Annotated in this window: 8 protein-coding genes; 6 read left to right on the top strand and 2 right to left on the bottom strand. The window is 61.4% G+C overall.

Annotation, left to right across the window (positions count from 1 at the left end; all coding sequences use genetic code 11):
* Positions 1-311: 311 nt before the first annotated feature.
* Positions 312-1,304 carry an IS481 family transposase gene (locus AC3CCE_RS03215; protein ID WP_023697158.1) on the bottom strand — a complete coding sequence of 331 codons (993 nt, stop codon included), beginning with the start codon at positions 1,302-1,304 and terminating at the stop codon, positions 312-314.
* Positions 1,305-1,863: 559 nt separating this feature from the next.
* Here AC3CCE_RS03215 and AC3CCE_RS03210 point away from each other — a divergent pair.
* Positions 1,864-2,610 carry a hypothetical protein gene (locus AC3CCE_RS03210; protein WP_352627313.1) on the top strand — a complete coding sequence of 249 codons (747 nt, stop codon included), beginning with the start codon at positions 1,864-1,866 and terminating at the stop codon, positions 2,608-2,610.
* 233 nt (positions 2,611-2,843) lie between these two features.
* Here the strand turns inward: AC3CCE_RS03210 and AC3CCE_RS03205 are convergent, their stop codons facing one another.
* Positions 2,844-3,566 (bottom strand): PAN domain-containing protein, encoded by a 723-nt coding sequence (locus tag AC3CCE_RS03205; RefSeq protein WP_352627315.1) that lies wholly within the window; start codon positions 3,564-3,566, stop codon positions 2,844-2,846.
* Positions 3,567-4,063: 497 nt separating this feature from the next.
* On the opposite strand from AC3CCE_RS03205, the gene AC3CCE_RS03200 reads away from it, so the two are divergent.
* Genes AC3CCE_RS03200 through AC3CCE_RS03180 form a run of 5 tightly spaced genes read left to right on the top strand, consistent with a single transcriptional unit; the run spans position 4,064 to position 13,781 of the window.
* Positions 4,064-5,692, top strand: a complete 1,629-nt coding sequence (locus AC3CCE_RS03200) for a S1C family serine protease (protein WP_352544011.1) — start codon at positions 4,064-4,066, stop codon at positions 5,690-5,692.
* Positions 5,689-6,951, top strand: a complete 1,263-nt coding sequence (locus AC3CCE_RS03195) for a hypothetical protein (protein ID WP_352544012.1) — start codon at positions 5,689-5,691, stop codon at positions 6,949-6,951. Before AC3CCE_RS03200 ends, AC3CCE_RS03195 begins: the two co-directional genes overlap by 4 nt.
* Positions 6,952-6,988: 37 nt before the next feature.
* Entirely contained in the window at positions 6,989-10,114 is a 3,126-nt protein-coding gene (locus AC3CCE_RS03190) for a virulence factor SrfB (protein WP_352544013.1), read from the top strand.
* A complete protein-coding gene (locus tag AC3CCE_RS03185) occupies positions 10,111-12,831 on the top strand; it encodes a virulence factor SrfC family protein (RefSeq protein WP_352627317.1) in 2,721 nt (906 codons plus the stop codon). The genes AC3CCE_RS03190 and AC3CCE_RS03185 overlap by 4 nt, the downstream gene beginning before the upstream one ends.
* Positions 12,828-13,781: a hypothetical protein gene (locus tag AC3CCE_RS03180; RefSeq protein WP_352627319.1), complete on the top strand. Its 954-nt coding sequence runs from the start codon at positions 12,828-12,830 to the stop codon at positions 13,779-13,781. The genes AC3CCE_RS03185 and AC3CCE_RS03180 overlap by 4 nt, the downstream gene beginning before the upstream one ends.
* Positions 13,782-13,800 lie beyond the last annotated feature (19 nt).

The raw sequence follows: 13,800 nt of genomic DNA, 5'->3' as shown, positions 1-13,800 counted from the left end.
CATGGCGTGACGTTTCAGAGTATCGAAGATACCCAATATACGCGCCCCTGCGATCCTGCGAACGTTGCAGGCTTGGACGGTTGGGTTCGCCAAGAAATGTCATCGCGAGGTGACCAGCGAATGACTTGTATGGGGCCGGCAGCTGACTGGCAGCTTTTGGGCTGAAGTCGTGAATAGGCGGACGTTTCGCTGCCGTCCCATTGACGACGTTCGTGTCTGGTCATGGGAGCGGGCGAGCTCCTCCCGTCGCCGGCCATCACTTCAGATCATCAATTTGCGCCGTTAAGGTTCCACTCTGTCGTCCGGGATGCCTAGCTGTTTAGTCCCAAGGTTTGATGGGTTGGATCGAGCCTGAATCGTTCGGGCTCTTTTGTCCAGATTTTGCAGATGTATTCAAAGGGCGTGAGGCCCTTGAGGGTCTTCAGTCGACGGCCGAAATTATAGGCTAAGACGAAATCGGCGAGATGCTGGCGCAGTTGGTCATGGCTCTCGTAGTAGAAGCGTTTGACGGTCGCATCCTTGATCGTGCGGTTCATGCGTTCGACCTGGCCGTTGGTCCATGGGTGCCTTGGCTTTGTCGTTCGGTGGTCGATATCGGCCTTGGCGCAAGTATGTTCGAAGGCGTGCGCCCATATGATTTCTCCCGCCGCCATGGCTTCCTTGATCAGCGGAACGGCCGAGCCGCCGGCACCTGGGGTCGTGAACTGAATGCCGTTGTCGGTAAGCACTGTGTGGATCTTGTAAGGGACAGCATCAAGAAGATGGCGCAGGAAATCGGCGGAGACCGCTGTCGTTGCCTTCTCGTGCAGCTCGACGAAAGCGAACTTCGAGGTCCGATCTATGGCCACGAACATATGCAGCTTGCCCTGCTCGGTTCGGACCTCGGCGACGTCGATATGGAAGTAGCCGATTGGATAGGCCTTGAACTTCTTCCTTGCCGGCTTGTCGCCCTCGACATCCGGCAACCTGCCTATCCCGTGACGCTGCAGGCAGCGATGCAAGGATGACCGCGACAGATGCGGGATCGTCGGTTGGAGAGCATAGAGGCAATCGTCCAGTGGCAGCAGCGTATAACGCCGAAAGGCGACGATGACCGCCTCTTCCTCAGTCGATAGCACTGTCGACTTCGGATCTCTGGGGCCAGTCGGAAGATCGGCGGCCGACGTCCGGTTCCTCCACTTCCTAACCGTCTTCTGATTGATGCCGTAGCGCTTCGCCAGCGCCCTCAGGCTCTCTTGACTATGCTGTATCGCTCGACGGATCGCCTCTGTCGTCGTGGCGCTCCCATGAAGAACCTGGCCCATAGCGCATCCTTTGATTCGGACGAAAAGTATGCGCCATCAAAGCCTGGGATCAAACACCTAGCAGGTGACAGTGCCACGAAAGCTGACATACCAGGTCGCAAGCAATCGAGGCCTGGTTTCCCCTGATCTAAGGTAATCTTAACTGGTATGCGTTGAACGATGCGGGTGAAATTGCGGGTCGCGTTGTCTGCCGGTAGGAGTGCAAACTGTGCCTCGCTGGCTGGCGACAAGCTCTCAATGCGCCCCTCCCGGGGACGGCATCGACTGATACTGCAATCCTGTCGCCAATGCACAACGCGGCAATCTGTGTCTCCTTGAAAATTAGCCACGACCCAGACGCTCCGAGGCACGACGGCGACCAACAGTGCCTGCGCGCACATGCTGCCCGACTCTTGCCTGGCGTTCGCCGAACCAGCCGTCACGCGGCGAGGTTATGATGCGCATCGAGCATTTGGCGACGATCTTGCAAAGAACGAGGGTTAAAAACACTCGGTCATGTATCGGTTGAACGACGCCATGAATGAATGCCATATGGCGTTGGCTTTGTTGGGAGCGAACTATGAAATATCTTGGGGCAACCGCATTGGTTTTCTACGGTATCGTTGCGGTCAGCGGAGCGCAGGCCGCCTGCTACGACATCTCAAAAGGGCAGCCATCGCAGCTGAGCGGCCAACTCGATCGTCGGATACTTCCCGGGCCGCCGAACTACAAAGACGTGCAGGCAGGAGATCAGCCCGAGCCGACTTACCTACTGGAACTGGATGCCGACATCTGCCTTGAGGGCGCGGACTTTGCTGATCCCGCATCCAGTTTCCGCGAGGTTCACGTCGTGCCGGTGGGCGGTATGGAAAGCGCCATGGCATCGTTGATCGGACGCCGCGTGACTGTCGGCGTCGTTGATCGATGGGCTGCAAATAACGCAAATCACCGAGCCCCGCTCATGGCCGTTGTCGGGAGCATCGCGCCTGAAGAGGACATCACTGACCAATACGGCACTGCCGCGACTGTCGTGCGGGCGTTTTATCTGGCCCTCTGCACTGGGGACGGCAAGGAGGCGGCGCGGTTTGTAGTTCCAGAAAAGAGCGCCAAGGGTCCTCTCTCCGCAGCCGCCCTGAGTGGCTTCTACGGAGGGATGCAGGCGCCGCTTAAGCTTCTCGGCATCCAAGCGAAGGCAGAAGACTTGTTCTTCGTCAGCTATGCGTTCAGGAAGGGTGCGACGACATGCACTGGCCGCGCCGAAGTGAGGACAGTGAATGAGGGCGGCAAGGACTACATCGAAGGCATAAAAGCACTCGATGGCTGCTGATACGATCGAGCCGTTGAAGTGTCCATCTGGTGGGGCTTACCTTCGCATATTAGCGTCGAAGGGTCTTGGGACATCCCGATCACGATATTTTCGCTTATCCCAACGGCATTCGGTTCGGATTTCGCCGCGCTGCCAGTCCCGCAGTGAAGCCGAGGCATTCACTCGTGACTAAGCCATATATCGATGCGGTAGCGGTCAGAACCTTGCATGGGCAATAGACCGTCCGCGCGCGTTCACACTCCTGCAGCACGAAGGATCGGACGCATCTCCTCCAGCACCGCTCCAATTCTCCATTCCTCGGCGCTCGGCGAGGCATAGCCAACGGCCTTGGGCACCAGCGCACATTGCGGTGTGGTATTCCTGTCAAACTGTTCAATTCTGCCCGGAATAACGCGCAACGATTCAAAAACATATCCGTTGATGGAACTGCGAAGTGAGGCCGCATCGACCGGGGCTCCGCTGCAGACATTGATATAGACCCAGCCTATCGGCCTCGGATCGCCGGGAATCGATCGATAACTCACCTTGCGGCCACTGATGTCTGGCGGCTCCGAGCGCACAACTGCGGGTTTCGGCTGGACGGCGGAAGGCGCCTCGGGTGGGTTTGAGGGAGGACGATAGCCGGCGATCAGGTTCCGCGTGGCTGCCGTCGAAAGCCGATTTTGGCTGGCGGAGCCTACGCTCGCCAAAAGCCGACAAACGCCGCCCTCGGTCGAGTGGTCAAACCCAACGCAGCCCGAACGCGAGGTGCAAAGGGAACGACACGCCTCCAAGGGTGCGATGACCTGCGCGCTGACGAACCCGTTCAGTGAGGTCCCGGGATAGTCGAAGAACACTGCCGTGGTTTGCGCGCCGATCGGTTGAATGCCGACTAGAAGGACGAGAGCTGCCAGAGACGACCCGGCGACTCCGAGCACGAACTCTTGGAATCCGCAGCGAAAAAGATGCGCAAACATGTTTCCCCCGGCCGCTGTTATTCTGTTTCAAGTGGACTTGATCGCCAAGTCAGCGAAGTTCGCCGGCTTGATGTCATGACTGGCGACGTGAAGGGTCGAACTAGACGGCCAGCCAGGATTCTCATGACAGGTCGCGATCTTTCCTGTTGCCCCATTTTTCTTTGCCGTAGGCAATGCCCCTTTTTGGGCTCGGCAATACCAGCCCGGCGCGACCGTAATTCTCCAGAATTTGCATTTCCAGCCCTAAATGGGGGATGCGCACCGCGAAATTGGAATCAAGATAGAAACTGTCGCCAAGACGTGAAATAGGCTGCGAGCCCGCTACAGGTTAAGCATCTGAGTCGAATCTACTTGAGGGCTCGTTGACACTGCGTTTTTTACGTCGAAATATGCGGCCGGGGACGCCGCATGGTTAACGATTTATTGCGGCAAGGGGAAGGTGCCTAATGGCTCGGGGGGGCAATGTCCACTTCGTTCGTTCAACGTCCGCGCGTGCCGTGGACGTGTTGGCTGTCGCAGGGAAACCGCTATGGCGCGACTGCGAAACGGCATTCGCCCGCATAGATGAACTGTGCGGGGACAACACCTCGCGGCTGTTCGCGGAACCGAACGCCAAGGAGCAGGAGGGCGGCCGCCTGGTCGTGGCGTGGTTCAGCAGCTTCGACGACGAGCCGAAGCAGCTGGGCGAACTCGATCGGGGAAAACGGTCGCGGATCGAGTCGAACTTGGCCGCGCGGATCGAGGCGCTTCGACCAGCCCTGGCGGACCGGGAAATCGGCGGGACCGTTGGGGCGATGCTCAATGTCGCGGACGAAGCCTCTATCGTCGCCGTCGGCGAGAACGCCGTCCTCACGAATTGGGGAGTGCTGCCGGAGGAAGCCCGCTCCTCCCGCGCCGCATTCGTGCGGCACAGCGAGAAGACAATTGGCCCCTACCTTCCAAGCGGCATGTCCCCCCGGGTGCCTGGTCAGGCGTGGGCTGCCCTGGGAGGTTTCGCCACTGCCGGACTGTCTCCCCCGCGGCGCGTGATTGCACCCGAGGCCACCGCAGCATCCACGCAAGAGGCTCAATCAACGGCGCCAGCTCGACACAAACAGTCTTGGCTTTGGCCCATAGCTGCCCTTTCGTTGGTGTTCGCCGCCTGCCTGATCTACGCGGCCTCGCCGGGCAACCTCGTTTATCCGGAAGCGCTCCCGCCGCCACCGACAGCTCCACTCGTGAACAACGAGGAGGTCAACCGGAGCCTTGAAGAGCGAATCGGCAAAATGAAAAGGGAGCTCGCAAAGGCTGCATGCGAGGCAGATTCATCTGTTCTCGGTCCGCCGCTCCATGAGTCCGGCGGTGGAACAGAAAACGGCGCGTCAGGAGCCGCCCGCGGGCAGGCGCCTGCCCCCGGCTCACCGCATTCGCTTCTCGCCGCCCTGGACTCGGCGACGGTCCTCGTGCTCGCACCCTCGGCGGACTCGCTCAGCACTGGAAGCGGGTTCTTCGTGAGCCAGAGGGAAATCCTCACCAACAACCACGTTGTCGAGGGCGCCGGGGAGACGGTATTCGTCGCCAGCAAGGCACTCGGGGGTGCGGTTCCCGCCCGTGTCGTTGCAAGATCCGCAAGCAGCGAGACTGGAAATCCGGACTTTGCCCTCCTTCGGGTGGATGATGCCCCCAGCACTGTGAGGCCCCTGCACCTTTCTACGGAAATCGCGAGGCTGGACAGCGTCATCGCGGGGGGCTTTCCGTCCTTCGTGATGTCGATGGACAGCACTTATCGAGCGATCCTCAATGGCGACACCACGGGGCTTGCCAATCTTGAGATGGTCGTCACGCAGGGCAACGTCATGGCCATGCCTCAGGGCGGGGCGGCAAAGGTCATTACCCATTCCGCGAACATTTCCCCCGGCAACAGCGGAGGTCCCCTTTCGGACGCCTGCGGCCGGGCGGTCGGAGTCAACACCTTCATAGTCCTCGACGGGGAGAATGTTCAGAAGCTGAACTTCTCCCTCGGCGCGAGCGACGCCATCCGGTTCCTGTCAGCCAACGGCGTGACGGTGGCCGTCGCCGATCAGCCGTGTAATCCGGCCACGGGAATAGCCGCGGCCGCAGGGCCAACGGAAGGCCCTGTCAAATGAGCCAGTTCGTCGCCACCACGACCCTCAGCCTGATGCGTTCCCTCGGGTCGACCGCGGAGCGCTCGGTCCATAGGCTTCAAGCCGTGCTCGGACGGGAATTCCCCGGGGGCATCGGGCTCGAGTTGGCCGAACCGGTACCGCGCAAGGACGGCTCTGGGATCGACTGGTATACCGAGCGCGACGAGCCTCTTGTCCGGCTGACGGATCTCCCGCCCGAAACGGCGTCCGTCTACAAGGCGCAGCTCGACCAATCCGTCCGCGCAGTTCTTCGTGCGGCCGCCGCGCATGAGGCTCGCACCGACCCGGCAGCCCGCTCGACGGCTACTGCGCTGCGCAACGCGGTGACATTCCCCGACGACGAGAACGTATGGGTTTCCGGCGGCTCCGACGGGAGCGACGGAGTGCTCGTCCTTACGGCATGGGGTTACGAAAAACATGACGCGGAAACCAGCGGCAAGGGACAGATTGCTGAAGTCGCCCGGGACCGCCCGCCGACGGCTTCTGTTGCGGACACAGCAACGGAGCGGCCCGTGCGATCTGCTGGACCTGCCTGGTGGCAGTCGGTCGCCCGCAGGCTTCTTTGGCTTGTTCCCGTAGCACTCGCGGGGGCGACCGCGTGGCTGCTGCTCCCCGCTTGCGGCTTGGTCCTTCCGTTCGGAGTCACCGCATTTGGAAAGGGCGGAGGCGCTTACTGCGCCCTTGCGCCGCCGCAGCCGACTGTCGACCAGAGCAGCTTGCGCACGCGGGAACTCATGTCGGAAGAAGCTGTCATCGAGGAGCAGCTGCGGCGGCACCTGAACTCGTGCCAGCCCCCCGCTCCGGCGCCAAGGGCCGAGCAGACTGACCCAGCACAGGAAGCAGACAATCGCGTCGAAAACGCAGGCGGTGCGGAAGGCCAGACGCAGGTGACGCTCATCTGGAACAACCGGACCGACCTGGACCTCTTCGTGAAGTGCCCGGACGGCGGAATGGTGCTTCTGGACGGACAGCCGAAATGCGGGGGCGTGCACGACATCGACATGAATCTCAATGGAGAGAGCACCAAGCCGGTCGAACACATAACGTGGGCGAGCAAGCCACCGCCCGGACACTACGAGGTCTACCTGAGAATGTTCAACAAGCGCGGAGATCCTGCCCGGCGGACGGATTTCAACGTCATCCTCAAGAAGGGTGACGCCACGCAAAGCTACCCGGGCAGCGTGACTGAAGAGTCTCACGCCGCGACGCAGATGAAAGTCACGGAGTTCAATGTTCCATGACTGCAGCAAGCCGCCACCAGCCTGACAGGACGAATCGATGCTGACCAACCTCGCCGATTTCAGCGACGGCTTCACGCTGGTGCCGGACAGCGGCATCCAGTTCGTCGAGTTCGGGTTTGACTTCGACGCTTCGCCGCGCCTTACGAGGTCGTTCATCGAGCGTGTGTCGCCGGGCGAAACGGGGTCGGATGGAAAGACGCTGATCCGCCTGCTTCCGAACTGGAACGATGACGACCCCGACTCTGACCAGCCGCCGTATCCCCCGAGTGGCGACGACGTGGTATACGACATCGCGAAGTCGAGGGCGCTCGAGACCTTCCTCGACCGCTGGGTTCCGGTGCCGTTCTTCAAGATCGAACCCGGAAAGGACTCGCTGGGCAACGAAATTTACGCACAGGGCCCGACCGACTGGGTCCGGGTAAGGGTTACGGAAACCAGGAACGCCCATGGCGACCGGAAGGGAACGCACAGGGCAATCTTCGCATTCGACAGCTCGCTTGCGCCCCGCAAGACGAACCGTCCCTATCTCGCGCCCTGTCCGGAAGACGCGATGCGGACAGAATCGTTCCGGTTCGTCAGCCAGCTTCCAGACGTCATCTCGTTCCTGTCCCATAAGGTCGACGTTCCCGGACAAGGGCCCGTGGACGCCCAGAAATGGCTGGACGATTGGCTGAGGGACATCCTCCACTCCTTCAAGAAGCTTCAGAGGAAGGGCAAGGAGCTGAGGCCCGATGACTTTCCTTTCCAGTTCGAGCACCTCGCCCGCTACATAACCTTCGTCCAGTTTCTCGCCAGCGTGATCAAGCCCGTTCGCGTCACCCTCATCGACACGGTCAGCGACAACAGGAACGTCCATCCAGTCGACGTCGACCTGGTGCTCGACATCGGGAACTCGCGGTCGTGCGGACTTCTGATCCAGTCGTTCCCGGACGACGTGAACGTCGACCTCAACAACTCCGTCGTGCTGGAATTGCGCGACCTTTCCAAGCCCGAACTCGTCTATCGCGATCCGTTCGAAAGCCAGTGCGAACTGGTGGCCGGGGAATTCGGAGCGGAAGACATCGCCAGGCGGTCAGGCCGACCGCGGGCATTCTTTTGGCCAAGCCTGCTCCGCATCGGCCCCGAGGCCTCCCGCCTGCGCGGGGAGTCGGAAGGCACCGAGGCGGCCACGGGGCTTTCTTCGCCGAAGCGGTACCTGTGGAGTTCCGATCCGGTTCTCCAGGAGTGGAAGTTCCGCTCGGCCTCGGCGGGCCATGCGGGAACCGAGCCGCTGATCGAGCGCTCCATGTACCGCTTCATAAACGACCGCGGCGACGTCCTCGAACAGCTCGAGAGCGACAGGCGCCAGTTCAGGTTGAAAGTCAAAGAGAGCGAACTGCAGACGGCGAGCCGCTTCTGCTTCTCGAGGTCGTCCTTCTTCACGTTCATGCTTGTCGAAATCATTGCGCAGGCGATGTCGATGATGAACAACCCCGGCACCCGCCGGGAGAGAAGACTCAAAGATTCTCCGCGACGCCTGCGCAGGATCATCCTGACGATCCCGTCAGCGACCCCGATCCAGGAGCAGCGCATCCTGCGGTCGCGCGCGGAAGCCGCGGTCAAGCTTCTCTGGTCCCTGTCGGGATGGGGCGACAGCGACAGCGGCATAAACAGCCAGCGTCCGGAAATCCACTGCTCCTGGGACGAGGCGAGTTCAGTTCATCTGGTCTATCTCTACGGCGAGGCCGTGCACAAGCTGGGCGGGTCGATCAGGACGCTGTTCGACATGCTCGGCAAGGACAGGGAGAGGCCGAAGGCGCTCCCGGCGTCCAAGGCCAAGGAGAAGCTCGAACGGTCCCTGCGCGTCGCCAGCGTCGACGTGGGCGGCGGCACCACCGACCTCATGGTTACGACCTATTTTCAAACCGACAATGTCGCCCTTTTCCCCGACCAGAACTTTCGGGAGGGATTCCGTATCGCGGGGGACGACCTCCTCAAGGTGGTTATCGAGCGGCTTGTCATACCCAGGCTCGAGGAAGGCCTGGCTCAAGCGGGCCTCCCGAACGCGCGGAACTATCTCAAGGACCGCTTCGCAGGCGACAACCCGAACATGTCCGAGCAGGAAAAGCACCTGCGACGCCAGTTCGTTCTGCAGGTTCTGCAGCCAATCGCCATCGCGGTTCTGTCCGAATGCGAAGCGATGCCTGCGACGAGCCGCAAGACGGAAATCCGGAAGGCAGGCAGTTTCTTCGAGACCGGGGGACGAACGACGGCCGGAGGCGACATTCCGGTTGACGCGCGCATCCTCGGATATCTCAAGGACAGCATAGGGGCTCTGGGAGCCGGAGAGTTCACGGTCTCCGACTGCGACATAGCAGTCGACCCGCTGGCGGTCGAAGAGTGCGTCCTGTCGATCTTCGACGGCGTGTTCGACAACATCGCGGAAGCGATCAACCATCTGGACGCTGACGTGGTGCTGCTGACCGGGCGGCCGATGCGCCTGCCACAGATGATAAGCCTGTTCATGAACAAGATGTCGGTCCGGCCTGACCGCGTCATTCCGATCAAGGACTATCGCGTCGGCACGTGGTATCCCTTCCGGGGCGTCAGCAACACGCACATCGACGATCCAAAGACGACCGCGGTCGTGGGCGCAATGCTGTGCGCGCTCGCGGAACGGCAGATCACCAACTTCACCCTCTATTCCCAGTACCTCAGGATGAAGTCGACGGCCCGGTACATCGGTCGGCTTCAGGGCAGCTCCGTGCTGCCGGACGAAACCCTGCTTTTCTCGGACATCGACCTCGATGCCGCAACGGCGGAAGCCGAGGCGGAATTCGACTACCACAGCCCGCTTCGCATTGGCTTCAGGCAGCTTCCACTGGAGCGCTGGGTGGCGACTCCGCTCTACAAGCTGACCACCGCGCAGACGCGATCGGCGCAGAGCGTGCGAAAGCCGGTCCGCGTCACGATCGCGCGCAATGTGCAGGTGCCGGAAGACGACGAGGCGAACGAGATCGCGCTTCTTACGAGCGAGGCGACCCGCGAGGAGTTCGTGGTTCAGGACGCGGAGGACGCCGACGGCTCTCCGGTCAAGCGCATCATGGAGCTGAAGCTGGACACGCTCGCGGTCGAGGCGGGCGACGGCTACTGGCTCGATACCGGAATTATCTCCATCCAGTGAAAGCTGAAGGCATGCGTAAAGAGTTGAAGAAGACCTGCGACACGGCGCTGAAATCGGCGCAGGAGGGCCTTGTCTGGATCGGAGCCTCAGCAAACGCGGAGCGGGTCGGCAGCACGCGCTCGGGCGCCGAGCAGCAGCTCAAGAAGTCGATCGTTGCCACCCGGAAGGCGATGCTGGCCATAGACCGCCCCATGTGCGTCGGGGTGTTCGGCCCCAGCCAGGCTGGCAAGTCTTATCTTGTGTCCGTCCTGGCCCGCAATGGAAGCGCGCCCTTGATGGCTCGCTTCGGCGATCTCGGGCGGGAGGTCGATTTCATCCGGGAGATCAACCCCGGTGGCGATCGGGAGTCGACCGGGCTTGTCACCCGCTTTTCGGTTCGAGAAGAGCCAAGTCCGCCCGGCGCGCCCGTTGTGCTGAGGATGCTGAGCGAAACGGACGTGGCCAAGGTCCTGGGCAACAGCTTCTTCCTTGACGGAGACGCGAAGAAACGCGCGCCGCTGACTTCCGACACCGTCCTGTCCACCCTGGAAAGGGCGAAGAGCCGGGCTATGCCGCAGGCAGCGACGGATGGCCTGGCCGAGGAGGACGTGTGGGACCTCCAGGAGTATTTCGAGAAGCAGTTCGCCGGGTTGCCGAACATCGAGACGCTGGGGGCCTACTGGGAGGAAGCGGCCTTCCTTGGCTCCCGGCTTTCCATTGCCGACCGCGGCGACCTTTTTTCCGTGCTATGGGGCGGTCTGCAGAAATTTACCGATCTCTTCGTCGAACTCGTCACCGCCCTTGAGAGCCTTGGGTTCGCCAAGGATGCCTACTGCCCTGTCGAGGCGCTGGTTCCCCGGGAAAGCAGCATCATAGACGTCGAGACGCTGCGGGGGCTCGGAAAATCCGGCCAGGACGAGCTGCTGATCCGGCCAATGAAAGGATCGACGGTTTCGTTGCCGAGACCCGTTATCGCCGCATTGGTGGCTGAACTCCGGATTGCGATATCGGAACAGCCATGGCCGTTCTTCGAGCACACAGACCTCCTGGACTTCCCGGGCGCTCGCAGCAGGCAGAAGGTGGACCTTCAGGCCTTCATCGAGGGCAACCCCGACGCGCTCAAGGAACTCTTCGTCCGGGGCAAGGTTGCCTACCTCTTCGACCGCTACGTTGCAGAGCAGGAGCTTTCGAGCATGCTGCTGTGCATCAAGCCCTCGAACCAGGACGTCGCGACCCTTCCCGACATGATCGACGACTGGATCAGAACCTCGCACGGGGAAAGCCCGCTCGATCGGGCCCGGACCGAGACTGCGCTGTTCCTGGTGCTGACGATGTTCGACATGCACTTCAGCGAAAAGGCGGGCGAGGAAGGACAGAGCCTGGCGGATCGTTTCAGCGCGCGCCTGGGCGCCTCGCTAACGCGCTTTTTCGGCAAGGCCCACAAGTGGCCGTTCGAATGGATGCCGGACAGGCCTTTCAACAACTCTTACTGGCTGCGCAACCCGAACTTCAAGGCAGAGTCCCTGATCAAGTACAAAGGCGGCGTGGAGACCGAGATATTGCCCGACAAGGTCGCGAAGGTCGCCGCGCTGCGCGAGGCGTATCTTCAGGTCAGTGAAGTTCAGCAGCACTTCCGCGAGCCGGCCAAGGCCTTCGACGAGGCCCTCAGGCTGAACGATGGCGGCGTAAGCTATCTGGCGGAGAACCTCGCGGCCATCTGTCGTCCCGACATCAAGTATTCACAGATACGAGGCCGCGTCGGGGACATAGCCCACGATATTCGCCGTGTGCTCGCTCCGTATTTCATCGAAAGCGACATCAACAAGCGGATAGCCGAGCGTCGGGAAGTCTCGGACCAGATTCTCGCAAACTTCACCGAGGTTTGGGAGCGGGACCAGTTCGGGACCGCCATGAAGATGCTGCAGATATCGCAGAACGGAATCTCCGAACACCTTCACATCGAGTACGGCAACCGCCTCAAGCGGCAGAACGCGCCGGAGGAAGGTTCCGAAGGACGGACCGACGCCGCGGCGAAGAAGCGACCGGCGCCTCCGCGGCCCGGCGCCCCTCCATTGCCCGGCAGCAAGAAGAAGGTGGCCGCGGCCGTGGTTTCCTCCGGGGAGTCGGTTTCGCAGAAAGCGCTGCCGCGCGAAGCCTATCTCGCCCGGTCAGCCATCAGGCATTGGACGGACGGCCTTTTCGCACTCGCGAGAAACGACAATGCGTTGCAGGCCATTGGCCTCGGGCAAGAGTCCGCAAGCGAGTTGGTCGCCGAGCTTACATCTGCCGCGCGGCGATCGGGGCTCGAAGAGCGCATAGCCAGGGACCTTGCCAAGCTCTCGGGAAGTTCAGTCGAAAGGTCCGACATCCTGCTCGAGAAGGCTGGCTTTCTTGCCACGAGCCACATCAACCGTTTCGTCAGCACGCTTGGCTTCGACGCGATGCCCGAGAACAAGCGGCCTCTGGCTCCTGACGGCACTGAGAACGGTGAAGTTAGGGTTTTTGCCCGCCGTCCGAGCGTTTCAGACTGCGACGGGCTTGGGGTGGAGCGGCGGAACTTCTCCTACCTCGCGCTCTCGGAGTGGATGTACGCCTTCCACCAAGTGGTTACTGAGAACGTCCTCTCGGGCGAAGGGATCATTATAAACGTCGAGGAGAACGAGCGCCTGAGGGCCATACTGGACGCGCTCGATGAGTCCGCGCCGCTGCTTGGTGCGCCCGTTGGGACTGCTCGATGAACAAGGTTGCGGTCAAAGTCAGCGAGGACGAGACGCGCCTGTTCGGGCATGCCCTGATCACGTTCCCGCAGGAACTAGGCAGCTCTCCGGGGTTGCGACTGTCGATCATGCGCAAGTCCAAGGACGCTCCCTATCTTGGCGCCGCCGGATGGCAGGCGCGTCCCGCAACCGTAGAGGCAGCGGTCGTCAGCCGCGGCGCGAATTCGGCCACGCTGGTCGTCGGACCCGAGGTCTGCGACCAGATCCCGGTCGACCTGCAGGTGAAGATCGAAGTCGAAGGCCATGACATTGAGGGGAGCGCCTTCTGGCCGCCGATCCCACCTAGCCCGGGAGCTTGGTCCCAGGAACTGACCCCTTTCAAGATGTCCATTCCTCAGGCTATAGAACGGGAGCTTGAAGAGGCCCTCGAACAGGTTGTTGAGCTGCCACGGGTGGTGGAGCCGAAACCCCAGCCTTTGACCCAGCCGCCAAAGAAGAGGCGGTTCTTGTACCTACTGATCCCGTTGGCGCTGCTTCTGGCAGGGGGAGGATACTACATTGCCGACAGCAGGGGTTGGTTCAACAACCCCGAGCCTTTGCTCGCGCGTTTCGAGAGGCTGAAGCTGACGGACACTAACGGCGTTGCGCTGTTCGCCCTAAGCGGCGAGGCATACCGGGAAGGCGCCGGCGGAATCGGCTTGCAGGCGATCAATCTTGCGATGGAGCGGGGCAACAAGGACGCGAAACTCGAGATTGCGCGCTGGTACGATCCAAGCTCCTTCGAGCCCAGCAGAGCAGATCGACCGGATGCGAACAGGGCGGCGAGGGCCTATTTCGAACTGTCGGTAGAAGGCGAGACAGCGGCCAGGGAAATGCTCCGCTCCCTCTGCGCGAAGAGCGCGAGTTCTCCTCAAGACCTTGGGTTCAATGGGTTCCTGAAGGACACTTATTGCGAGGGGACGCTGGAATAATGATTGAAAATCACAAGGT

It is taken from the genome of Mesorhizobium sp. P160187 (assembly GCF_057766425.1).
This window is presented reverse-complemented; position numbering and strand designations above follow the sequence as displayed.